Annotated in this window: 19 protein-coding genes; 6 read left to right on the forward strand and 13 right to left on the reverse strand. The window is 71.5% G+C overall.

Features of this window, described 5'->3' with window-relative positions:
• Nucleotides 1–29 precede the first annotated feature (29 nt).
• The 6 genes from ABD352_RS04360 to ABD352_RS04385 all read left to right on the forward strand — a co-directional run bounded on the left by ABD352_RS04360 (nt 30) and on the right by ABD352_RS04385 (nt 6,810).
• Nucleotides 30–1,118 (forward strand): type IV pilus twitching motility protein PilT, encoded by a 1,089-nt coding sequence (locus ABD352_RS04360; protein WP_344610867.1) that lies wholly within the window; start codon nt 30–32, stop codon nt 1,116–1,118.
• Entirely contained in the window at nt 1,115–2,902 is a 1,788-nt protein-coding gene (locus tag ABD352_RS04365; RefSeq protein ID WP_344610868.1) for a GspE/PulE family protein, read from the forward strand. The genes ABD352_RS04360 and ABD352_RS04365 overlap by 4 nt, the downstream gene beginning before the upstream one ends.
• A 1-nt stretch (nt 2,903) precedes the next feature.
• Nucleotides 2,904–4,220, forward strand: a complete 1,317-nt coding sequence (locus tag ABD352_RS04370) for a type II secretion system F family protein (RefSeq protein WP_344610869.1) — start codon at nt 2,904–2,906, stop codon at nt 4,218–4,220.
• A complete protein-coding gene (locus ABD352_RS04375) occupies nt 4,221–4,688 on the forward strand; it encodes a prepilin-type N-terminal cleavage/methylation domain-containing protein (protein ID WP_344610870.1) in 468 nt (155 codons plus the stop codon). It abuts the gene before it with no gap.
• Nucleotides 4,661–5,293, forward strand: a complete 633-nt coding sequence (locus ABD352_RS04380) for a PulJ/GspJ family protein (RefSeq protein ID WP_344610871.1) — start codon at nt 4,661–4,663, stop codon at nt 5,291–5,293. The genes ABD352_RS04375 and ABD352_RS04380 overlap by 28 nt, the downstream gene beginning before the upstream one ends.
• A gap of 65 nt (nt 5,294–5,358) precedes the next feature.
• Nucleotides 5,359–6,810, forward strand: coding sequence for a hypothetical protein (locus ABD352_RS04385; RefSeq protein WP_344610872.1), 1,452 nt, complete (start codon nt 5,359–5,361; stop codon nt 6,808–6,810).
• A gap of 2 nt (nt 6,811–6,812) precedes the next feature.
• On the opposite strand, the gene ABD352_RS04390 is transcribed toward ABD352_RS04385, so the two are convergent.
• The 13 genes from ABD352_RS04390 to ABD352_RS04450 all read right to left on the reverse strand — a co-directional run bounded on the left by ABD352_RS04390 (nt 6,813) and on the right by ABD352_RS04450 (nt 21,854).
• On the reverse strand, nt 6,813–7,616 hold the full coding sequence (locus ABD352_RS04390) for a prepilin peptidase (RefSeq protein ID WP_344610873.1): 804 nt from the start codon (nt 7,614–7,616) through the stop codon (nt 6,813–6,815).
• Nucleotides 7,617–7,658: 42 nt separating this feature from the next.
• Complete coding sequence (locus tag ABD352_RS04395; RefSeq protein WP_425553454.1) at nt 7,659–8,273, reverse strand: flavin reductase family protein; 615 nt, start codon at nt 8,271–8,273, stop codon at nt 7,659–7,661.
• A complete protein-coding gene (locus tag ABD352_RS04400) occupies nt 8,230–10,029 on the reverse strand; it encodes an ABC transporter permease (RefSeq protein WP_344610874.1) in 1,800 nt (599 codons plus the stop codon). The genes ABD352_RS04395 and ABD352_RS04400 overlap by 44 nt, the downstream gene beginning before the upstream one ends.
• Nucleotides 10,020–10,784, reverse strand: coding sequence for an ABC transporter ATP-binding protein (locus ABD352_RS04405; protein WP_344610875.1), 765 nt, complete (start codon nt 10,782–10,784; stop codon nt 10,020–10,022). The genes ABD352_RS04400 and ABD352_RS04405 overlap by 10 nt, the downstream gene beginning before the upstream one ends.
• Nucleotides 10,785–10,832: 48 nt before the next feature.
• Entirely contained in the window at nt 10,833–12,530 is a 1,698-nt protein-coding gene (locus ABD352_RS04410; protein ID WP_344610876.1) for a sodium/solute symporter, read from the reverse strand.
• Nucleotides 12,527–12,916, reverse strand: coding sequence for a hypothetical protein (locus ABD352_RS04415; RefSeq protein WP_344610877.1), 390 nt, complete (start codon nt 12,914–12,916; stop codon nt 12,527–12,529). Before ABD352_RS04415 ends, ABD352_RS04410 begins: the two co-directional genes overlap by 4 nt.
• A gap of 160 nt (nt 12,917–13,076) precedes the next feature.
• The gene (locus ABD352_RS04420; RefSeq protein ID WP_344610878.1) at nt 13,077–14,795 is read right to left on the reverse strand and encodes a DUF4153 domain-containing protein; all 1,719 of its coding nucleotides are present in this window, start codon (nt 14,793–14,795) and stop codon (nt 13,077–13,079) included.
• Nucleotides 14,796–14,887: 92 nt separating this feature from the next.
• Complete coding sequence (locus tag ABD352_RS04425) at nt 14,888–15,919, reverse strand: HAMP domain-containing sensor histidine kinase (protein ID WP_344610879.1); 1,032 nt, start codon at nt 15,917–15,919, stop codon at nt 14,888–14,890.
• Nucleotides 15,916–16,614, reverse strand: coding sequence for a response regulator (locus ABD352_RS04430; RefSeq protein WP_344610880.1), 699 nt, complete (start codon nt 16,612–16,614; stop codon nt 15,916–15,918). Before ABD352_RS04430 ends, ABD352_RS04425 begins: the two co-directional genes overlap by 4 nt.
• Nucleotides 16,615–16,705: 91 nt before the next feature.
• Nucleotides 16,706–17,467: a LytR/AlgR family response regulator transcription factor gene (locus ABD352_RS04435; protein WP_344610881.1), complete on the reverse strand. Its 762-nt coding sequence runs from the start codon at nt 17,465–17,467 to the stop codon at nt 16,706–16,708.
• Complete coding sequence (locus ABD352_RS04440) at nt 17,464–18,651, reverse strand: sensor histidine kinase (protein ID WP_344610882.1); 1,188 nt, start codon at nt 18,649–18,651, stop codon at nt 17,464–17,466. Before ABD352_RS04440 ends, ABD352_RS04435 begins: the two co-directional genes overlap by 4 nt.
• Nucleotides 18,652–18,701: 50 nt before the next feature.
• Complete coding sequence (locus ABD352_RS04445) at nt 18,702–20,213, reverse strand: sugar transferase (RefSeq protein WP_425553455.1); 1,512 nt, start codon at nt 20,211–20,213, stop codon at nt 18,702–18,704.
• Between the two features lie 192 nt (nt 20,214–20,405).
• A complete protein-coding gene (locus ABD352_RS04450) occupies nt 20,406–21,854 on the reverse strand; it encodes a DUF2142 domain-containing protein (RefSeq protein WP_344610883.1) in 1,449 nt (482 codons plus the stop codon).

Below are 21,854 nucleotides of genomic sequence, written 5' to 3' on the forward strand. Positions count from 1 at the left end.
CGGAAATCTGCGCGGTAATGGAGGTTGGTATGCACGATCGCCGCGATCATCTCGATGCGCTGCTCGATACGTTGTGGCGGGCGCGCGGCACCGACCTGCTCCTCACCGCGGGCATGCCCCCACAGATCCGCGTACACGGCGAGTTGAGCCCGGTGGCCGGGCACGAGGTGCTCACCAGACGCGACACCGACGCCCTCCTCACCGCGATGCTGACCGACGAGCAGATGCTGGCCTGGCACGCGTCCCGCGAGTACGACTTCTCCTTCAGCTGGCGCGACCTTGCCCGGATCCGGGGCAGCGCCTTCAGTCAGCGCGGACAGACCGCCGTGGCGCTGCGGATGATCTCGCAACGCGTCCCGACGATGGCCGAGCTCGAGCTTCCCCCCGTTCTGTGGCATTTCGTCCGCCAGCACCAGGGGCTGGTGCTGGTCACCGGGCCGACCGGGTCGGGCAAGTCGACCACCCTCGCCGCGATGATCAACCAGATCAACAGCGACCGGGCCTGCCACATCCTGACCATCGAAGATCCGATCGAGTACATCCACGAGCACAAGCGCGCCATGGTGAACCAGCGCGAGGTTGGCTCGGACACCGAGTCGTTCCCGGACGCCCTGCGCTCCGCGCTGCGCGGCGATCCGGACGTCCTGCTCGTGGGCGAGATGCGTGACCTGGACTCGATCCGGTTCGCCCTGACCATCGCCGAGACCGGCCACCTGGTCCTTGCCTCGTTGCACACCAACGACACGGCGCAGGCCCTCTCCCGCATCATCGACGTCTTCCCGGCGGAGCAGCAGGCCCAGGTCCGCACGCAGCTCGCGGCCGCGCTCACCGGAATCGTGTACCAGAGGTTGATCCCCCGGATCGGCGGAGGCCTGGTCGGCGCGCACGAGGTGCTCGTCGCGACGAGCGCGGTGCGCAACCTCATCAAGGAGGGCAAGACCCACCAGCTGCGCAACTCGCTGGTGACCGGCCACAAGGACGGCATGGTCACCTTCGAACAATCGCTCTCGGCGCTCGTCCAGGCCGGCACGATCACGGTCGACGACGCCGTCGCCCGCAGCCTCTACCCCAGGGACATCGAGATCCATCCTCGACCGCGGACGAGCGTGACGGTATGAAACTCAGGAACTGGGGACAGCCGGCCGAGTCCGCCGAGGCGACACCGACGACGCGGGTACAGCGGATCGAACCGGGCCGTCCCACCGACCTGAGTGTTCAACCGGGCGGCCGCCGCCTCGGCGAAGTTCTCGTCGAGGCCAACGTGGTCAGTCCCCAGCAGATCGTCGCGGCCCTGGCGGAGCTGCAGCAGGGGCCGGCGAAGTTCCTGGGGGAACACCTGGTCGAGCTCGGCGTGCTCAGCGAGCGCGACCTCGCGTGGGCGGTCGGTGCGCAGTACTCCGTGGACGCCATCGACCTCCGCGAGGTCATGCCGGAGCCCGCGGCAACCGAGTTGCTGGACCCGGCGATCGCCCGCGAACTGGTCGCCATCCCGCTGGCGCTGCGCGGGGAGGCCGTGCTCATCGCGATGGCCTTCCCCGCCGCCGCGCAGGCGCTGCAACAGGCCATCGGGCGGCCGCTGATGGTCAAGGTCGCGTCGCGTTCGGACATCACGCGCGTGATCGCGAACAGCTATCGCGCGCTTTCCGCGGTCAGCTCCCAGGTCAGGGTCTTCGAGGCGCAACAGTCATTGCGCAAGGAGGTGGCCCGGCTCGACCCCGCCGTCGCCAACGACGACGCGCCGGTGGTGCAGATCGTCCACCTCATGATCACGCAGGCATTGCGGGACCGCGCGTCCGACATCCACATCGAACCGCACCCCGAGCGGGTCCGCGTGCGCTACCGCATCGACGGTGCGTTGCACGACGTTCTCGACCTCCCCGCGGCCATGGGGCCCGTCGTCGCGAGCCGGATCAAGATCCTCGGCGGGATGAACATCGTCGAGCGTCGCCGCCCGCAGGACGGGCAGATCAGCATGGACATCGAGGGGCGAGGCGTCGATATCCGGGTGTCCACCACCGCCGTCATCGACGGCGAAAAGGTGGTCATGCGGCTGCTGGACAAGAGCCGGCCGCTGTACCGGCTGGAGCAGTTGGGCATGCCCAACGACATGGCCGCTCGATACTCGGCGTTGCTGCGCTCGCCGTACGGGATGGTGATCTGCGCCGGCCCGACGGGCAGCGGCAAGACGACCACGTTGTACGGCTCGCTGGGCGAGATCAACACGCCCGAGCGCAACGTCACGACGATCGAGGATCCGGTCGAGTATCGCATTTCGTCGATCAATCAGATTCAGATCAACGAGCAGGCGGGCATCAGTTTCGCGGGTGGCCTCCGGTCGATCCTGCGGCAGGACCCGGACGTGATCCTGGTCGGTGAGATCCGCGATGTCGAAACCGCCCGCATCGCCGTCCAGTCGGCACTCACCGGACACTTCGTGCTCTCGTCCCTGCACGCCACCGATGCCCCATCGGCCCTGCTTCGGCTGCTCGACATGGGTATCGAGGGCTTCCTGGTCGCGTCGTCGGTCACCGCCGTGCTGTCGCAGCGCCTCGTGCGGCGCATCTGCAACTATTGCCGCGAGCCGTACCACCCCTCCGCCGAGGAACTGGCCCTGCTGCACGCGATCCAGGGCCTGCCGCCGAGCGGTGGCTTCGTGCGCGGCCACGGCTGCAACTTCTGCGCGCACACGGGTTACCTCGAGCGGACCGGCGTCTACGAGATGCTGACGGTGTCGGGGCGGATTCGCGAAATGATCCTCGAACGCGCGACGCACGACGAGATCCGCAAGGTCGCCCGGGCCGAGGGGATGCGCACGCTCCAGGAGGAGGCCGCTCGCCTGGTCGAGGCGGGCGTGACCACCCTGGCCGAAATTTTGCGTTCAATCTATGTGGTGGGGGCCTGAGGTGACCGAGCACGGCTACACCGCGTTCCGTCCGGACGGACAGCGCGCCGCTGGTGGGGGGCAGCCCTACACCACGATTTATCCCCACGGACTGCACGGCGCCGACATGGAGCAGACGCAGCACCTGTGGGTTCCCGCGCAGGCGCCGCACGAGCAGGCGCCGTATGAGCAGATACCGCACGCGCAGGCGCCGCACCAGCAGGCGCCGCCCGCGCGGCAGTCGCGGGACAGCAGGGCCCGCGAGAAGAAGAGCTTTCTGCAGATGGAGCTCTCCGCGCCCCGCGTCAAGCGGGAAGAGGTCATGCACCTGTCTCGCCAGCTCGGGGCGTTCGTCCGCGCCGGACTGCCGCTCATCGACGCGGTTCGCGCGATCGGCGAGGAGGCGACGAACTCCAGCGTGCGGCGCATGATGATCGAGGTCGAGGAAGGGCTGCGCGCCGGGGAGAGGTTGTCGGACTGCTTCGACCGGCATCCGAAGATCTTTCCGGCGTTCTATCGGGGGATCCTGCGCTCGGCCGAGCTCACCGGTCAGCTCGACACGGTCCTGGAGCAGCTCGCAAAATACCTGGAGCGGGACCTCGAGGCGAGGCGCAAAATCAAGGCAGCCTCGATCTATCCATCGATGATCGCGCTCATGTCGTTGGTCACCGTGGTGGTGTTGTCCTGGTTCGTGCTGCCCCGGTTCAAGGTCTTCTTCGCCGGCCTGCACGCCAAGCTACCGCTGCCCACGCGCATCCTCCTGGCGATCACCGACTTCTTCACGCACTGGTGGTGGGCCGTGCTGGCCGGCGTGGCCGTCGTCACGCTGAGCATCTTCCTCACGCTGCGTACCGAGGGCGGCCGATACGCACGGGACCGCATCCTGCTGGGCATTCCCGTGATCGGCCCGGCGGTCCGGTTCGCACTCGTCGAGCGCTTCTGCCGCATCCTCTCGTCCATGGCCGGCGCCGGCGTCGCTCTGCCGGAGGCGCTGCGGGTGGCCACGGAGTCGCTGCGCAACCTGGTATTCATGCGTGCGCTCGCGCAGGTCGGCGACGCGATGCTCGAAGGTCAGGGCCTCGCCGATCCGCTGTCCACCACCGGGCTCTTCCCCGCGACCGCCGCCCGGATGATCCGCGTCGGTGAGGAGACGGGCACGCTCGACGTTCAGCTGGAGGTCACCGCCCGCTACTACGAGGGCGAGCTCGACTACAAGCTCAAGAAGGTGACCGCCCTGTTCGAGCCGGCCGTCATCATCGCCATGGGGCTGATCGTCGGATTCGTGGCCATCGCGCTGGTGTCGGCGATGTACGGCATCTTCAACCAGGTGACCGTCTAGATGAAGGCGGACCCGAACGATCGGGGCGAGACCCTGATTGAGCTGCTGGTCACGGTGATCATCGTGGGGGTCGCGGTGGTGGCCCTCGTCGGCGGCATCGCGACCAGCATCCGGATGTCCGACATCCACCGCAAGCAGGCCCAGGCCGGCGCCTATGTCCGCGCCTTCGGCGAGGCGATCGTGAATTCCGTGCGCACGGGTGTCCCCACCACTTACACGGCGTGCGCGGGCATGCTCACGTATTGGACCGCCTACCCCGCCCACCCCGACGGCGGCACCGCCTACATTCCCGCGATCACAGGCGTCAAGTACTGGAACCCGACCAGCAAAGCCTTCGAGGCCTCGTGCATCACCGACAGTGGGGTACAGAAGGTGTCGCTGAAGGTCAGCACCTCCGACAACAAGGTCGCCGAGACCCTCGACGTCATCATCCGCAAGCCGTGTTCGGAGGCCTCGCCGTGCGCGTGAGACGCGACGAACGCGGTCTGACCCTCGTCGAGGTGCTGGTCGCGATCGTCATCCTGGGCATCATCATCGTTCCCCTCGGCAACGCACTGATCGGTTTCATCCGGAATACCGACGACACCACCAGACGCCTGAGCGAGTCGCACGACGCACAGATCATGGTGGCCTACTTCGCCCAGGACGTGCAGAGCGTCGGGGTGCGGGACTGGACCGCGGACGGGTTCCCGCTCAAACAATCGATCTTCCCTGATGTCGCCTACAACGGTTCCCCGTATCCATGCGGCGCCGCGGACACTCCGAAGGCGGTCGTCCGTTTCGCTTGGGACGACCTGGGGACGGCCTATGTCAATCGAGTGTCCTATGTGGTCCGGACCGTGGGTGCGGAGCGTCAGCTGCACCGCATCATGTGCACGAAATCGTCGACCTCGGACACTGTGCTCGCTCACAACGTCGACGGGGATCCCGTCCTGAGCTGCTCCGGACCGACCGGCGACTGTTCTACGGCGCCCGCCGTGCCGCAGCGCGTGACCCTGAAGGTCACCATCAAGGCCAGCGGCGGTCAGCAGCCTCTCACCGTGACCCTCGACGGACAGCGGAGACAGACATGACATCGAGGATCAAGCACACCGACGACAGCGGCGCGGCCCTGGTTCTCGCGCTCGTCTTCGTCACGGTGGTTGCCGTGGTCATCGCTACGGTGCTGTCGTTCGCGGCCACGAGCATCCGTGCCACGCTGAACCTCCGCGATCAGGCGGCGGAGGCCGCCACCGCCGACGGCGCGGCGCAGATCGCGATCAACACCTTGCGACAGGGGACGTTCGACGGCACCGCCGGGAAGTGCTTCGGCGCTACGCAGCCCAGCCTGACGCTGAAGGGTTTTTACCAGGCGTCATCCGGTTCGACCTACTCCGCCTACGTCACCTGCAATCTGGACTCGGCCAAGAGTGCCGCTTCCCCGGTGGCGATCAGCGCGGCGAACAAGCCCGGCAGCGCGGTCCTGACGCTGGGAACGGCGGCCGCCGAGGATGGCATCAACCTCAAGGTCAGCGGCGGTGGGACACTGAAAGTCCACGGCAGCATCGTCTCGAACTCCAATATCAACGTCTCCCAGGGCACCCTCGCGACCAACGCGAGCGTGACCGCGCGCACCGGCTGCACCGGCTCGATCACCAGCGTCCCGGCCAAGGTCTGCAACACCGCGACGACGACCGCTGACCCCGACTATCCCGCACCGACGACGACCCCGACGCTTCAGCCGGTCCCGAAGTGCAGCGGCAAGGGCAAGGTCGTGGAGTTCTCGGCGGGGCGGTACACCGACCTCGCGTCGCTCAACGGCCTGACGGACAACTCCGGTTGCAAGGGCAGCATCTTCTGGTTCCACCCGGGCACCTACTACTTCGACTTCGGCGGCGAGTGGTTGATCGACACGGGATACCTGATCGGTGGGACCCCGACCACCCAGCCTGTCGACGGCGCGACGCCGACCATCCCCGGGTCGTGCCTGACCCCGATTCCTCCCGATCCGCTCCCGGCCGGTGGCTGGACCCAGCCGGGCCCCAACGCCGGCGTCCAGTTCGTGTTCGGCGGCGCGAGCCGGATCCGGGTCAAGGCGGCGCAGGTCGAGATCTGTGGCACCTACTCCAAGACCAGCCCACCCATTGCGGTGTACGGGTTGAAGGCGGCGGTCGGCAGTGTGCCCGCGCAGAGCGGTTGCGTCACCACCGTCCCCTACTCATCGGGCTGCGCGGTGATCAAGACGGAGAACTCGCCCAACAGCAGGCTCTACATCCAGGGCACGACGTACGTGCCGAAGGCGGCCCTGGATGTACAGCTCAACAACTTGACGGGGCAGGTCTTCCGGTACGGCGTGATATCGCGCAGCCTCTTCATGACGCCGACGGGCAGTGCGGACCTGACGGGCCCCGTGATCGAGGTGCCGGACGACTCGCCCGGCTACGGGCTGCGTACCGTCGTCAACCTCACCGTGTACATCTGCGCAGGAACCGCCGTATGTGCCGCCGATAAGGTCAAGCTGCAGGCAACCGTGGGCCTGGTGGATCGATCGGGCGCGCCGTCCCCGGGCAAGCGGGAGGTCACGATCTATAACTGGAGCTCGCAGCGGTAGGTTCAGACCGCGGTGACGTCCATGTAGAACTGTGCGATCGGCGCGGCCGCGAAGAGGGCCACCAGGAACCCGGCGATCATGAACGGGCCGAACGGGATGGCCGTCTTGCGGCCGCCCTTGCCGCCGGCCATGAGGCCGACACCTACCACGGCACCCAGCAGGAAGCCGGCGAACGCGCCGATTCCCAGCGCGGACCAGGACAGATAGCCGAGTACGCCGCCGAGGATTCCGGCCAGCTTGACGTCTCCGAACCCCATGCCGGCCGGGTAGGCGAACGCCAGCGCGAAGAAGAAGGCGAACAGCGCCGCCGCACCGATCCCGGCGCGCGCCAATGCCCACCAGTCATGCTCCCAGGCCGCCGAGAGCGTCAGCAGGATCGCCACGATCGGGTATGACGGCAGCACGATCGCGTTCGGCAGCCGGCGCAGGTCAAGGTCGATCACGGCCAGCGCTATGCCCGCCGCGGCGACGTAGAGGTACGCGGGCAATGCGCTGAGCAGGTGCAGTTGGTGCATGCGCAGCGCAACCGCGACGAAGAGCACGGCCGTCGTCAGCTCGACGAGCGGGTAGCGCACGGCAATCCGCGCACCACAGTCGGCGCACCGGCCACGAAGGACGAGCCACCCGAGCACCGGGATGTTGTGCCGATGCCGGATGCCGTTACCGCAGTCGGGGCAGCGCGACGAGGGTGTCACCAGCGACTCGCCCCGGGGCACGCGGTGGATCACGACGTTGAGGAACGAGCCCACCGCCAGACCCAGCAACAGCGTCACCGGAAGCAGAAGTGCGAGCTGGGAGAGATGCACGGCCCTATCATGACGGCTGGCCACGGCCGGTTGCGACGGGCGTCAGCTGCGGCGATACCGGCCGCGCTCGTGGATCAGCGGCGCGGCGGGATCGGCGGCGAGCTCGACCCGCTCGATGACCGCCTCCACCAACAGCGACCAGCCCTTCTCGGTGGCGCCCACCAGGCGGCAGCCCGCCCAGCTGCGCCCGCGCGGCACCGGCCCCCACTCCGTGCGCTCCCACTCTCCCGTGGCGAACGGGCCGCCGGGCGCCGGCATCAGCCCGCCGAACTTGTCCGCGAGCTGGCGGTCCTCCTCCTCGAGCAGGCTGACCGCGAACCGGCCGGCCGACTCGGCGGCCTCCCACAGGTCGCTCTCCTCGTCGACCAGCCCGAGCACGCGGCCCGGATCGCCGTCGACGACCAGCATGGACGAGACGGTCAGGCCCTTGTCGCCCTGTCGCTCGCCGGCCGCCGTCCACAACGTGACGGCGGCGGGCAGCCGCCCTCGCAGCCGCCGGACGGGCGACTTCAGCTCATCCGGTGTGGCGAACGGGTCGGAGGCGTGGATGCTCACCGCCTCATTGTCGCCGCCGGCGGCCGGGCGCGGCGGCGCGGTCCCGCATGCCGCCCGGTCAGGCCCGCCTCGGGCTGACGGCCGCCAGGACCTCCGGCGCACGGCGCTGCAGCAGGTTGCCGGCCAGCCGGGTGCCCACCCAGGCGAGCGCGAGGCCCCAGGCCAGGCCGACCGGCAGGAGTACCCAGGTCATGGCCTCCGGCAGCAGGGCGGCCGCGATCGTCACGGGCGCGGTCAGCACCCAGGTTGCGAGCATGCTCACGAACGAGAGGAGGCTTCGCAGACCGCCCCGCCCGGCGTTCGTGGCGAACGGGTTGTTGCTGTCGGGCACCGGGTACGCGGCGACGACCGAGGTGATGCCGGCCGCGCCGACCGAGATGCCGTACGTGCACAGCCCCACCCCCAGCGCGGCCGGCAACTGGGCGCCCTCGCCGCCGATGATCGCCACCGCCACCGTCGCCGCGGTGAGCACCGGAAACGTCAGCGTGCCCACGGCCAGCGCGCGGGCGGCGAGCTCCACCTGGCCGGGCACGCCGGCGAGGATGTGCAGCGCGTACGCGGTGCCGTCGTTGCCGAACTGGTTGACCAGCACCAGGCCCAGGAACGCGCCCGCGATGGTCAGCGAGTACACGAGCGCGCCGTGACCGCTCGGATGGGCCTGGGCCGCGCCCCGGCCGCCGCCCAACCCGAGGGTGAACGCGAACGGGATCACCACGGACATGGCCAGCAGCGAGATCAGGGTGGCCCGCCGGCGGGGGTCGCGCATCCAGTACCGCATCTCCCGGGCGACCAGGGCGGTGAACCGGTTCGGCCGCAGGAACCGCACGACGCGCGGGAAGAACGCGCGCACGGGGCTCCCGCCGGTCGCGGACCGGCGACTGGAGCCGGGGCCCGCGGCGCTGCCGATCATCGCCGACTCGATGGTCTGCAGCCACCACCACAGCAGCACCGCGACGCCCGCCACGCCGACCAGCAGGCGGGCGGCGACGAGCGGCCAGCGGCCGTCGATGGCGTCGACGTACGCCACGTACGGCGCCGCGAGCGGCGTCCAGGACAGCACGCGGGCGATCGCGGTGGCCTGGGGCGACTCGCCGCGACCGACGAGCGCGATGATCAGCTGGATGACCGGGTTGCACGAGATGCCCATGAGCGCGATGAGCAGCGCGGCGAGGTCACGCACCCGGCGCGAGCGCAGCATCCGGGCGAACGCGCTGGTCACCGCGCGGCTCGCGGCAACGCAGACGCAGAGGCCGACCGCCGCGCCGAGCACCGCGACGACCGCGGCGGCGAGCCCGCCGTCGGTCGCGGCGCCGATCACGGAGCCGAGGGTGGCCAGCAGCGTGACCACGGGCGGCACGCCGAGGAACGCGGCGGCGAGCATGCCCAGCGCCAGGGTGCGCCGCGGCACCGGCAGCAGCGCGAAGCGGGCCGGGTCGAGGGTCTCGTCGACGCCGAAGAACAGCAGCGGCACGAAGACCCAGGCGAGCACGATCGCGGTGCCGGCGAACGCGGCGACCGTCGGGCGGAGATGGGGTCCGGCCACGCTGCTGCCCGCGAAGGCGGCGAAGCCGACGAACGCCGCCCACAGCCCGAACAGCGCGCCGAGCAGGAACAGGATGATCCGCGAGTGCCGGCCGAGCCAGCGCGACCGGCCGCCGCTCGGTCGCCGGCCCGGCCGCAGCGTGTTGCGCAGGATGCGCAGCTTGAGCCGCACGAAGTAGGCGACTCGCGGCCGGCCCACCGGCTGCGCCTGCGGCTCGGGCAGCGATGGCTCGGCGGCCGGCCGCTGCTGCGGGAGCCGCGCCTGCGGGTCAGTCGGCGCCTCGGGCGCCGGTCCCTGCGGGGGCGTCACAGCCACGAGAGCTCCGCGCCCGTCGCCACCCGGCCGCCGACGACGTCGACGAAGACGTCCTCGAGCTCCCGGCCACCGCGGACCTCCTCGGTGGTACCGACGACCTTGATCTGCCCGTCGGCCAGGATCGCGATGTGCGTGCACAGCCGCTCGACCACGGCCATGACGTGGCTGGAGAAGATCACCGTGCCGCCGTTGCGCACGTAGCGGACGAGGATGTCGCGGATCAGCGCGCCGGAGACCGGGTCGACGGCCTCGAAGGGCTCGTCGAGCACGAGCAGCCGGGGCGCGTGCAGCATCGCGCAGGCCAGGCCGATCTTCTTCTTCATGCCGGCGGAGTAGTCGACGACCAGCGTGCCGCCGGCGTCGGCCAGGCCGAGCACGTCGAGGAGCTCGGCCGCCCGCGCGTCGACCACGTCCGCGGGCAGGCCGCGCAGCAGGCCGGTGTAGACGAGCAGCTCGCTGCCGGAGAGCCGGTCGAACATGCGGGCCGAGTCGGGCAGGGCGCCGAGGCGGCGCTTGGCCTCGACCGGGTCGGACCACACGTCGTGGCCGAGCACGTAGGCGTGGCCCGCGTCCGGGCGCAGCAGCCCGACCGCCATGGACAGGGAGGTGGTCTTGCCGGCCCCGTTCGGCCCCAGCAGGCCGAAGAAGGAGCCGACCGGCACGTCGAGGTCGACCCCGGCGACCGCGACCTTGTCGTCGAAGCGTTTGGTGAGCCCCCGCAACGCAAGGGCGGAATCCGGCCCGCGATCCGTCACATTTCCGACCGTAGGCCACGCCGTCCACTCGCGGCTATACCGCTCCGGCTACATCCGCAGCGCGTCGGGCGCGTGCAGCCGAAGCATGATCGCCCCGACGCCGGAGGGCAATCGGTGCCTTGTCAGCAGCGAGACCAGGATCATCACCACAAAGGCCAGAGGTACGGACCAGGCCGCGGGCTGCGTCGTCAGCACCCCGGCCCAGCCGTCCAGCGGCCCGCCGAGCACGGTGAGCAGCACGGCGGACGCGGCCGCGCCCCCGCCGGCGACGATCCCGGCCGCCGCGCCGACCGCCGTGAGCCCGCGCCACCAGATGCCGAGCACGAGCAGCGGGCAGAAGCTCGACGCGGCGACGGCGAAGGCCAGCCCGACCACCTGCGACACGTCGAGGCTCGCCACGAGGAGCGCGAGCAGCAGCGGCACCACCCCGGCGACCAGGGCCGAGCGGCGGAAGTCGCGCACCGAGCCGTGGCCGAGCACGTCGGTCGACAGCACCCCGGCCACGCTGGTGAGCAGCCCGGAGGAGGCGGACAGGAACGCGGCGAACGCGCCGGCCGCGACCAGCGCGCTGAGCAGGCTCCCGGCCAGGCCGCCGCCGAGGGCGGCCGACGGCAGCAGCAGCACGACGGCGTCGGTGTTGCCGGTCATGAGCAGCTGCGGGGTGTAGATCCGGCCGAGCACGCCGTAGAGGGTCGGGGTCAGGTAGAAGATCCCGACCAGGCCCAGCACGACGAGTGTGGTGCGCCGCGCGGCCGCCCCGTCGGGGTTGGTGTAGAAGCGCACGAGCACGTGCGGCAGGCCCATGGTGCCCAGGAACGTGGCCAGGATCAGCGAGTACGTCGCGAACAGGTCCTGCGACGTGCCGCCCGGCAGCAGCCACTCGGCGGGGGTGTCGCTGGAGACGGCCGACACCCGCGGCACCGCCGAGTCCTGCGGGAAGTCGAGGACCGTCTCCTCGGCGACGGCGTGCTCACCGAGAGTGAGCAGCAGGGCGCCGGCCAGCGGGACGTCGTCGACCGCACCGTGCGCGACGACCCGGGTCGGCTCCGTCACCGTCAGGCGGGTCGGGTGCTCGACGGTGACGGTCGTCGCGGCGGCGAAGCGGGGCCCGTCGGGGGCGGTCAGGGCGGGCCGGCCGTCGTGCTGCCACGCCATGAGCAGGAACACGAAGGGCACGGCGAGGGCGGTGAGCTTGAGCCAGTACTGGAACGCCTGCACGAACGTGATCGAGCGCATCCCGCCGAGGGCCACGTTCAGGGTCACCACGACCCCGACGAGCAGCGCCCCGAGCGCGTAGGGTGCGCCGGTCACGGTCTGCAGCGTGAGCCCTGCGCCCTGTAGCTGCGGCACCAGGTACAGCCAGCCGATGAACATCACGAACGCGGTGGCCAGCTTGCGCAGCCGCTTGGAGCGCAGCCGCACCTCGCAGAAGTCGGGCAGCGTGAACGCCCCCGAGCGCCGTAGCGGCGCGGCCACGAAGAGCAACAGCGCCAGGTAGCCGGCGGCGAACCCGACCGGGTACCACAGCAGGTCGACCCCGTGCTTGAGCACCAGCCCGGCCACGCCGAGGAAGCTCGCCGCCGACAGGTACTCCCCGCCGATCGCCGCCGCGTTCCAGCTCGGGCTCACCATCCGCGAGGCGACCAGGAAGTCGGAGGTGGTGCGGGCGAAGCGCAGCCCGTAGAGCCCGATCGCGACCGTGGCCAGCGTGACCAGCAGGACCGCGGCGACCGAGTAGGAGGTCATGCCTGCGGGTGCTGGCCGCGGTCCTCGACCAGGGCCAGGAACTCCTGCTCGTTGCGCTCGGCCAGGTGCACGTAGACGGCGCCGATGAGGTACAGGAACGGGTAGGCGAGCACGCCGAGCAGCAGCCAGGGCAGCGAGACGCCGAACAGCCGGGCGTGCGCGACCGCGGGCAGCGCCGAGAAGAGCAGCGGGAGCCCGCCGAGCCCGACCGCGACCACGGCGGCGAGCCGCACCGCCACCGACAGCTGCGCCCGCACCAGCCCGCGGGCCAGCGCCGCCCCGACCGGGCTCTGCTCCTCCAGCTCGACCCGGGCGGGGGCCGGCCTGATCCGGGCGCGGGAGACGTCCCCGAGCACGACCCGGACGCGCGGAGTTGGCGGCTCCATGAACGGCAGTCTCGCAACGCCCGCGAAACAAAAGCAAGAGCCAGCGTCCCCCGTCGGTACGCCGGCTCTTTTCTTTCGATGCTTTTTATGGACTCAGGTTCGCGTCACTTGCGACCGTTGCTCCCGTCAGGAATCCCGGCCTCCGCGGTGCCAAGGACATTCAGTACCTCCGATAGCAGGGAAAATCTCCGACGCGGACCGGATCGGGGAGCATCTGGCGCGCCCGGGAGCGGCTCAGGTTCCAGCCCCGCCAGTCGTCGGGGCGCTGGCGAAGGTCGCTGTCGATGTCGGACAGCGCGCACTCGCGGGCGCCGGTGGGCAGGCGGTCGAGCTCGGGCGCCGCGTCGGCCGAGAGCGAGCGCAGGTACCAGATGTCGGAGTTGCTGGCGTTGGCCCGGTCGACGTTGTGCGCCGCGATGAACCGGTCCGGGTTGAGCACGGCCAGCCCGAGCAGCGTGACCACCCACAGGCCGGCCGCGGCCCGCCCGAGCCAGGCGGCCCGCCGTCGCGCCCCGGCCAGGCCGGCCAGCAGGACGAGCCCGAACAGCCCGCCCAGCCACAGCTCGAAGGCGCTGACGAAGACCCGCAGCCGGGTGAACCCATACGCCTGCTCGTACACGTTCATCCGCCACAACGCCGAGCCCACGACCACGAGCGAGCACAGCGCCAGCAGCCCGAGCACGAGCCGCAGCAGGGACCGGTCGGCCCGGCTCGCCCGCGGCGCCTTGCGCGCGGTCACGCCCATGACCAGCAGCGTGAGCAGCGTGATGACGAGCAGCTGCCAGAAGCCCTTGCGCGCGTACTGCGCGAACGTCAGCCCGACGGTCCGCATGACGTAGTCGCGGTCGCCGAACAGCACCGCGAGCTGGACGGCGACGAACAGTACGAACAGGGCCAGCACGGCCCCGACCGGCACCAGCCACTCGATCCGGCGCACCGGCCGCCCCGAGCGCGGCGAGCCGTCGCCGACCGAGGACGGGTTGGCCACGAGGAACGCCGCGCCCAGCGACGCCCCGGCCGCGGCCAGCCCGACGAACACCCATCGCGAGACGGTCCCGGCGTCCAGCTGCGGCACGATCGCCCCGACCACCCGCCCGAAGGCCGCGTCCGCGCTGGCGAACAGCGCCCCGAACACGACGAGCAGCAGCACCCCGATGCCGATCGACACCAGCATCCGCACGCCGCGGTCGCCGTGCGGCTGCTCGTCCTCGTCCTCGTCCTGCGCCGGGGCGTCGTCGGCCGCCCCCTCGACGGTCGACGGCCTGACGGCGGTCAGTCCGGCGCCGGCCCACGGCACCGCCCGGAACACGGCCATGAGCAGGGCGAACGGCGCGTGCAACACCCCCGGCACGCGCCGCGGTCGCCCGACCGCCATCGCCACGCACCCGAACGCGGTCAGCGCGCACAGCGCGAACAGCCACCCGGCGGCACGGAAGAAGCCGACCGACAGCAGCCCGGCCGCCCCGGCGCACCACAGCAGCGCCTCGGCCCTGCGCCGCCGCACCTGGAGCACGGCCAGCGGCGCGACCAGCCCGATGCCGGCGATCGGCCACCCGATCCCCGGCCGGTCGACCGGCACGGCGGCCGCCGCCACGATCGCCGCGACGAGGGCCCCGACCAGCGCGGCCCGCCCCGCCGTGGCCTCTTGCAGGATCCAGGCCCGCTGCCACAGCGTCGGCTCGGGCGGCCCGAGCCGGACCGGGCTGCGCAGGGCCGGGTTCGGCATCGGCGCCGCCGGCCCCGACCCGAGGGTCGGCCAGACGGGCGGCCCCGGCGGCGGGCCGGGTCTCGCGGGGTGTGTGCCCGCACCGGCCATCGCCGGGGCCCGCGCCGCGGGCTCTTCGGAGGGTTTGGGCGGTTGGGCGGGGCTCTCGTTCATGACGCAACTCCTGCATGAGGGCGTGCGGATCCGCGCGACCGGCCGGGGGAGACGAAGGGCGGGTCGCGGGAGGGAGGAAAGGGAGGAAGGGGCTAGGCCGGCAGGGTCACGCGGATGCGGCAGCCCGGCAGGTTGTCGGGCTGCTCGACGACCGCGATCGAGCCGTCGTGCAGCTGGGTCAGCCACTGGGCGATGGCCAGGCCGAGGCCGGTGCCGCCGCCGGAGGCCCGGGCGCCCCGGGTGAAGCGCTCGAAGACGCGCTCGCGCTCGGCGTGCGGGATGCCGGGCCCCTCGTCGGCGACCTCGATCATCACCCGGTCGCCATCGCGACGGCCGAGGATGGTGACCGTGCCGCCGTCCGGGCTGTGCCGGGTGGCGTTGTCGACGAGGTTGGTCAGGACGTGGTGCAGGCGCGCGCGATCGGCTCTGACCAGGGCGCTCTCGGGGAAAGAGCAGGAGAGGTACTCGACCTTGTGGCCGGCCGCCGACGCCTTGACCTCGGCCTCGGCGACGACCTCGTGGAGCAGGTCCTCGACGTGGAAGAGCTCGCGGTCCAGCGGCACGACGCCGGCGTCGAGGCGGGAGATGTCGAGCAGCTCGGTCACCAGCCGGCCGAGCCGCTCGGTCTGGGCCAGCGCGGTGCGCAGCGTGTCGGGGTCGGGCTCGGCGACGCCGTCGACGATGTTCTCCAGCACCGCCTGCAGCGCCGAGATCGGCGTGCGCAGCTCGTGCGAGACGTTGGCGATGAGCTCGCGCCGCTGCTGGTCGGCCGCGGCCAGCTCGCCCACCATCTGGTTGAACGCGACCGCCAGCTGCCCGACCTCGTCGCGCGAGGTGGCGCGGACCCGGGTCGAGTAGTCGCCGCGGGCCATCGCGCGGGCCGCCGCCGTCATCTCGCGCAGCGGCCGGGTCACCCCGTGCGCCAGCACCTGCGAGGTGAGCAGGCCGGCGGTGAGCGCGATGTACGTGGTGTTCGGCGGGATCCACCCGATCCCGATCCAGAACACGCCGAGCCCCGCGCACGCCGAGGCGAGCAGCAGCACCGCCAGCTTGAGCTTGATCGACCGCAGCGGGTCGAGCGGCCGCGGCAGCAGGTCGGCGAACTCCTTCCAGCCCTGGATCATGCCGACTCCAATGCGTACCCGACCCCGTGCACGGTGCGGATCAGGTCCGCCCCTAGCTTGCGGCGCAGCGCCTTGATGTGGCTGTCCACGGTGCGGGTCCCCGACGCGTCCGCCCATCCCCAAACCTCGGCCAGCAGCCGCTCGCGGGGCAGCACGGTCCGCGGCCGGCTGGCCAGGTTGACGAGCAGGTCGAACTCGGTCGGCGTGAGGTGCGCCTCCACCCCGGCCCGCGTGACCCGCCGCTGCGCCCGGTTGATCTCGAGGTCCCCGAGCACGATCGGCGTCTGGTTGGGGTCCGGCTGCACCTGCGCGAGCCTTTCGAGCCGCCGCAGCAGCACGTGCACCCGGGCCGCCAGCTCCCGCATCGAGAACGGCTTGGTGAGGTAGTCGTCGGCCCCGACCGCGAGCCCGACGAGCAGGTCGGTCTCGTCGTCCCGGGCGGTGAGCATGAGCACCGCGACGGGCCGCTCGGCCTGGATCCGCCGGCACACCTCGAGCCCGTCGAAGCCGGGCAGCATGACGTCGAGCACCACGAGATCGGGCCGCATGAGCCGGGCCGCGGCTACGGCGGCCGGCCCGTCGTGCGCGGTGTCGACCGAGAACCCCTCGGCCCGGAGCCGGACCGCGATGGACTCCGCGATCATCCGCTCGTCGTCCACCACCAGGACCCGCCGGCGCTCACCCGCTGCGTTCATGTCATGCAGCGTATGCGCACGTCGTGCAGGCGCTCAGTCGGCGATGTGGAGGGATTGTGGAGACCCGGGCCGCGGTTGTGCGCGCCCGCCGTCAGGACCACGACTTGGCCGCGCGCACCAGGCGGTCCTTGAGCTCGCGGGTGTGGCGGCGCGAGACGGGCAGCTCGTGCTCGTCGATGAGCACCACGTAGCCGCTGTTCGTCATGCGCAGCTCGGTGATGAGCTTGAGCTGCACGAGGTACGACCGGTGGATTCGCACGAACCCGGCGTCGGCCCACCGCTCGGCCAGGGTGGCCAGCGAGACCCGGACCAGGTGCGAGGCGTCCGCGGTGTGCAGGCGGGCGTAGTCACCCTGGGCCTCGACCCAGCGCACCGACGAGCGGGGCAGCATCCGGGTGGTGCCGGCCAGTTCGACCGGGATCGTCGGGTCGTCCTGGCGGTCGCGGCGGGCGGCCACCGCCGGGTGGGTCGGCACGAGCCGGGCGGCCAGCACGCGGCGCAGCGACTCGGCGATCCGGTCGGGCCGGACGGGCTTGCGCACGTAGTCGGCGACCCCGAGGTCGAACGCCTCGGCGGCGCGGTCGTCGTACGCCGTGACGAACACGATCGCCGGGGGCTTGGCGAACCGGCCGAGCACCCGGGCCAGCTCCATGCCGTCCAGCCCGGGCATGCGGATGTCGAGGAAGACGGCGTCGACGTCGGCGTCGCGCAGCACCCGCAGCGCCTCGGTGGCGTCGCCCGCGGTGTGCAGGCGGCCGACCCGGGGATCGGCCCGCAGCAGGTACGCCAGCTCGTCCAGCGCCGGCACCTCGTCGTCGACGGCGAGCACCCGCAGGAACCCGTGCTCGCTCATGAGCCGCTCCTCACTCCCGGGTGGAACTTCGGCACCCGCATGCTCACCTTCGTGCCGGCGTCCAGCGCGGTCTCCACCACGAGACCGAACTCGTCGCCGAAGACCGAACGTAGCCGATCGTCGACGTTGCGCAAGCCCACGTGCTGCCCGCTGTCGACGCCGTCGTCGGCGTCGAGCAGGGCCGCCGGGTCCATGCCCACGCCGTCGTCCTCGACCATGATGTGACACTCGGCCCCGGCGTCGCGGGCCACGATGCTGACCGTGCCCATGCCGGGCTTGCGGGACAGCCCGTGCCGTACCGCGTTCTCGATCAACGGCTGCAGGCAGAGAAACGGCAGGGTCACCGGCAGCACCTCGGGCGCGATCTGCAGCCGGACCTGCAGCCGCTCGCCGAAGCGGGCGCGCTCGATGGTGAGGTACCGGTCGATGGATCGCAGCTCCTCGGCCAGCGTCGTGAACTCGCCGTGTGCGCGGAAGGAGTACCGCGTGAACTCGGCGAACTCCAGGATCAGCTCCCGCGCCCGCTCGGGGTCGGTGCGCACGAAGCTCGCGATGGCGGTCAGCGCGTTGTAGATGAAGTGCGGGCTGATCTGCGCCCGCAGCGCCCGGACCTCGGCCTGGGCCAGCCGGGCCCGCGAGGTGTCGAGCTCGGCCAGCGCCAGCTGGGTGCCGACCCAGCGGGCGGTCTCGGCGGTGGCCTGCACCAGCCCGGGCGCCGGCGGCCCGTCCGACAGCGCGACCAGCGCACCCTCGCGCTGGGCCAGCGGCACCACCACCGCGCCGCGGATCGGGCAGTCGACGAGGTCGCACGGCAGCTCCCGGCCGCCGAGCACAGTGGGCCGGCCGGCCGCCACCGCCTTGGCCGCGGCCGCCGCGGCGTGCTCGCGGTGGTGCTCCCCGATCCCGTCGAAGGCGAGCACCCGCACGGCGTCGGTGACCGCGATGCCGGCCGCCCCGGTGAGCGAGCGCAGGTGCCGGATCGCCTTGCCGGCCGCGGCCTCGGTGAGCCCGGTGCGCAGCGGCTCGGCGGCGAGCTCGGCGATGTGCAGCACGTCGTACGTCGCCCGCTGCGCCGCCGTCGCGATCGCCCGGCGGCCGCGCAGGCGGATGACCGCGTACACGGCGCCGCCGAGCGCGACGGCCAGCGCGAACACGATCAGCCCGGCGGCGAGGTTGGCACCCACGCGCACATCCTGCGGCCGGCACCCGCCGGCGCGGAAGGGCCCGCGCCTCGCTAGTAGGCGCCCTTGCGGAAGACGACCACGCCGATCGTGCGCCACAGCGTGTGCAGGTCGAGGACCAGCGACCAGTTGTCGACGTAGTAGAGGTCCAGGCGGACGGCGTCGTCCCAGCTCAGGTCGCTGCGTCCGGACACCTGCCACAGGCCCGTGATGCCCGGGCGGACCAGCAGCCGCCGCCGCACGTCGCCGAGGAAGTCGCCGTCCTCGGCCGGCAGCGGGCGGGGCCCGACCAGGGACATCTCGCCCATGAGGACGTTGAGCATCTGGGGCAGCTCGTCGATCGACGTCGCCCGCAGCCACTTGCCGACCTTGAAGATGCGCGGGTCGTTCTTCATCTTGAAGAGCAGGCCGTCGCTCTCGTTCTCGTCCTTGAGCGTGGCCAGGCGTTCCTCGGCGTCGACGTACATCGTGCGCAGCTTCCAGACCCGGAAGGTCTTGCCCTCGCGGCCGATGCGCGGCTGGCGGAAGAAGATCGGGCCGGGGTCGGACAGCTTGATCGCCAGGGCCACCAGCGGGAAGATCGGCAGGCAGATCAGCAGGGCGATCAGGGCCAGCACCCGGTCGATGAGGTTCTTGACGAGCCAGCCCACGCCGGAGAGCTTGGGCTCCTCGACGTAGAGCAGCGGAATGCCCTCGATCGGGCGGATGTGCACGCGCGGGCCGGCGATGTCGGTGAGCTGGGGCGCCACCGCGAGGTCGATGCCGGTGCCCTCGAGCTGCCAGGCCAGGCGGCGCAGCTCGACCGGCTCGGCGCTGGCCGAGCCGCAGACCGCGATCGTGTCGGCGTTGAGCTCGCGGACCAGGGAAAGGATGTCGCGGCCGGCGTGCACGGGGACGGGGGTCACGGTGCTCGGGTGCGGCGCGTAGCCCTCGGTCAGGTGGATGCCGACCGGCACGAGGCCCGAGGCGGGGTCGCGGGCGATCGCCGCGTGCACCTCCAGGGCCTCCTGCAGGGTGCCGATGAGCAGCATCCGGTGGGTCGCGAGGTTGAACCTCGTGCGGGCCAGCGCGAGGCCCTTGCGGGCGAAGTACCGCAGAATCAGCACGTAGACGAGGCCGCCGACGAGCGCGGCGCCGACCGAGAACCGGGACACGTCGACCTTGAACGCGAAGGCCGCGAAGGCGACGATCGCCACGACCGTCCAGGAGGCGCGCACCACGCGCTTGAACTCGTCCGTGCCCGTGCCGAGATAGCGCCGGTCGTACGCCCCGTGCCCCCACAGCACCAGCAGCCACACGGCCGGTAGGAGCCAGAAGGCGACGAGGTTGAACAGGGCCGGCTGGTTCTGGAAGCCGGAGTTGGCCTGATCGAGCCCGGCGGCCGCGGTCAGCGAGGCCAGGGCCGCGGCGCCCGCGTCGAGCAGCACCAGGATGGCCGCGTACGGCCGGTGCCACCGCGCGGCCCGCTTGGTCCGCTGCCAGGCCGAGCGGGGGACGCCATTCGGGCCGAGGGGATCCATCATGTGGTGATCAGGAAGGATCTCGAAGCTGTCGAGTTCACCCAAGGTCGATCTCCGGCTCGGCGAAGTGGCCGGACGTTGGAGACTAGCGGTCACCTGAGTGCGTCCTCTCGTACCCCGATGCGTGCACCGTGGCGCAGCTCTGCTCAGCCGGCCCTATCAGGAATACACGGACACCGGAACGCACGTCCAAAGTGTCCCATGAGGGCCGATGCCACCGATGACGACCGGCCGACACTAGTTGCTCAACGTGTTCGCTGTCGAGAGCACTGGCGTAGGGCGGACAGAACTCCGTGTGACAATCACCCCGAGTAGCCCGGCCCCCACAAGCGCGCAGGCGAGCGGGACGACCGCGCCGAGTGGCGGCGTCCACGCCCCGCCGAACGGGTTGAGACCCGCGGCGATGCCGCGCTGGAAGCGGGTCATGACCCTGGCCAGGGCATAGAGCTGCATCGGTACGGCCAGCCCGGCGCACAGCAGCACCAGCCGGCCCAGCCACCCGCGATCCGACAACCACCCTGCGTAACGGTCCGCGAAGGGGGTAAGGAGCACCACGCCGACGCCGAGCGGCATCACGTAGCGACCGTGGGCGAAGTGACCGACCTTCGGCGCGAAGTACAGCTCCAGGGCCACCAGCAGGGCCGCGCTGCCGGCGAAGGCGGCGCCGAGCCCGAGCCGCAGCCGGCGGTCGCCGAACCACAGGGCGGGCAGGACCAGGGCGGCGACGAGGAGGTACCACAGCCCGACGACGGCGATCGAGATCGTCGTCTCGCCGTAGTTGAACTGACCGACGATCTGGCGGGCCCAGAACTCGGCGCGGTTGTGCGCGATGTCGGTCAGGATCGCCCCGGCGCTGGTCGCCGGCGGGCGCGGCGCCTGGTCGACGTCGCTGCCGCGCGAGGCGACGGCGGCCCAGAGCACGGCGAAGGCGGCGCCGAGCGCGGCGGGCACCAGGAACGGGCGGCGCAGCAGCTCGCGCGGGTGGGTGCGGGACACGAACAGCGCCAGCGCGAGGTCGGCGAGCACGAAGAACGGGCCGAGGTCGCGGACGGTGAACAGCAGCAGCGCGCCGATCCCGGCGGCGAGCCACCGCCGGCGCAGTGCGGCGACGAAGAGCAGGACCGCCGCGCTGATCTCCAGGCCGTTGGGGTTGATCGACCCGGCCAGGTCGGCCAGCATCGGGGTGGCGACGAGCACCATCGCGACGCCGAAGAGCCGGCGGCCGGAGCCCAGGGCGAGCGCGGCGGCCCAGGCCAGCAGCGCGGCGGACAGGGCGGCGGACAGCAGCCGGGCCCAGATCAGGCCGGTGCCGTCGGGGCTGATCCGCAGCGGCAGGCCGACCAGCGCGTAGTAGACGGGGCTGTAGCGGGCGGCGGCGCTGGGCACCAGCACCTCGGTCCGGTCGCCGGTGGTCACGAGGCAGGACGCCGGGTGGTAGGCGGGCTTGTCGATCCAGGTGCAGTCGGCGTTCTCCGGCAGCAGGCTGCGCGGGCCGGTGAACGCGTTGGTCTCGATGCCGCTCGCGTCCTTCGCGCGCTCGTGCGGCAGCCACTGGCCGGTCCACACCGCGTAGGCGCGCACGAGGTGCTGCTTCTCGTCGTAGGTGCCGTTCGCGGGCAGGGCCAGGGCCCACGCGGTACCGAGGAGGAAAAACGCGACAAAGGCCACTATGAACGCACGGCGCAC

It is taken from the genome of Dactylosporangium salmoneum (genome assembly GCF_039532525.1).
GTDB classification, from domain to species: domain Bacteria; phylum Actinomycetota; class Actinomycetes; order Mycobacteriales; family Micromonosporaceae; genus Dactylosporangium; species Dactylosporangium salmoneum.

Excerpts from the sequence above, each read along its gene's own strand:
- ABD352_RS04365 (WP_344610868.1), top strand. The coding sequence starts at position 1,115 with ATGAAACTCAGGAACTGGGGACAGCCGGCCGAGTCCGCCGAGGCGACA.
- ABD352_RS04415 (WP_344610877.1), bottom strand. The coding sequence starts at position 12,916 with ATGGAGCCGCCAACTCCGCGCGTCCGGGTCGTGCTCGGGGACGTCTCC.
- ABD352_RS04375 (WP_344610870.1), top strand. The coding sequence starts at position 4,221 with ATGAAGGCGGACCCGAACGATCGGGGCGAGACCCTGATTGAGCTGCTG.
- ABD352_RS04410 (WP_344610876.1), bottom strand. The coding sequence starts at position 12,530 with ATGACCTCCTACTCGGTCGCCGCGGTCCTGCTGGTCACGCTGGCCACG.
- ABD352_RS04430 (WP_344610880.1), bottom strand. The coding sequence starts at position 16,614 with ATGAACGCAGCGGGTGAGCGCCGGCGGGTCCTGGTGGTGGACGACGAG.
- ABD352_RS04425 (WP_344610879.1), bottom strand. The coding sequence starts at position 15,919 with ATGATCCAGGGCTGGAAGGAGTTCGCCGACCTGCTGCCGCGGCCGCTC.
- ABD352_RS04435 (WP_344610881.1), bottom strand. The coding sequence starts at position 17,467 with ATGAGCGAGCACGGGTTCCTGCGGGTGCTCGCCGTCGACGACGAGGTG.
- ABD352_RS04420 (WP_344610878.1), bottom strand. The coding sequence starts at position 14,795 with ATGAACGAGAGCCCCGCCCAACCGCCCAAACCCTCCGAAGAGCCCGCG.
- ABD352_RS04360 (WP_344610867.1), top strand. The coding sequence starts at position 30 with ATGCACGATCGCCGCGATCATCTCGATGCGCTGCTCGATACGTTGTGG.